This is a genomic window from Stenotrophomonas sp. HMSC10F06, assembly GCF_001807865.1.
GTDB classification, from domain to species: Bacteria; Pseudomonadota; Gammaproteobacteria; order Xanthomonadales; family Xanthomonadaceae; genus Stenotrophomonas; species Stenotrophomonas bentonitica_A.
Genome location: NZ_KV791296.1, coordinates 1 through 1023, shown reverse-complemented (window position 1 = coordinate 1023; position 1023 = coordinate 1). Strand labels below are relative to the sequence as shown.

Genomic DNA, 1023 nt, shown 5'->3' with positions numbered 1-1023 from the left:
AAGGCACGTGGCATCACGATCTCGACCGCGCACGTCGAATACGAATCCACCGTTCGTCACTACGCCCACGTCGATTGCCCGGGCCATGCTGACTACGTCAAGAACATGATCACCGGTGCTGCCCAGATGGACGGCGCGATCCTGGTCTGCTCCGCTGCTGACGGCCCGATGCCGCAGACCCGCGAGCACATCCTGCTGTCGCGTCAGGTCGGCGTGCCGTACATCGTCGTCTTCCTGAACAAGGCAGACATGGTCGATGACGCCGAGCTGCTGGAACTGGTCGAAATGGAAGTCCGCGAGCTGCTGAGCAAGTACGACTTCCCGGGCGACGACACCCCGATCATCTCGGGTTCGGCCCGCCTGGCGCTGGAAGGCGACCAGAGCGAGATCGGCGTGCCGGCCGTGATCAAGCTGGTCGAAGCTCTCGACAGCTGGATCCCGACCCCGGAGCGTGACGTCGACAAGCCCTTCCTGATGCCGGTGGAAGACGTGTTCTCGATCTCGGGCCGCGGCACCGTGGTGACCGGTCGTATCGAGCGCGGCGTGATCAAGGTCGGCGAAGAAATCGAAATCGTCGGTATCCGTCCGGTCCAGAAGACCACCGTGACCGGCGTGGAAATGTTCCGCAAGCTGCTGGACCAGGGTCAGGCAGGTGACAACGCCGGTCTGCTGCTGCGCGGCACCAAGCGTGACGACGTCGAGCGTGGCCAGGTCCTGGCCAAGCCGGGTTCGATCAAGCCGCACACCAAGTTCGACGCCGAAGTCTACGTCCTGTCCAAGGATGAAGGCGGCCGCCACACCCCGTTCTTCAAGGGCTACCGTCCGCAGTTCTACTTCCGTACCACCGACATCACCGGCGCTTGCGAACTGCCGGAAGGTGTGGAAATGGTGATGCCGGGCGACAACGTGAAGATGGTTGTCACCCTGATCAACCCGGTGGCCATGGACGAAGGTCTGCGCTTCGCCATCCGTGAAGGCGGTCGTACCGTCGGCGCCGGCGTGGTCTCCAAGATCCTCGAGTAA

1 protein-coding gene is annotated in these 1023 nt (G+C 63.1%); it reads left to right on the top strand.

Translation table 11 applies throughout. The features are described from left to right. Positions 1 to 1023 (top strand): elongation factor Tu (gene tuf, locus HMPREF3113_RS13165; RefSeq protein WP_070473263.1); only part of this gene is annotated, 1023 nt, incomplete at its 5' end.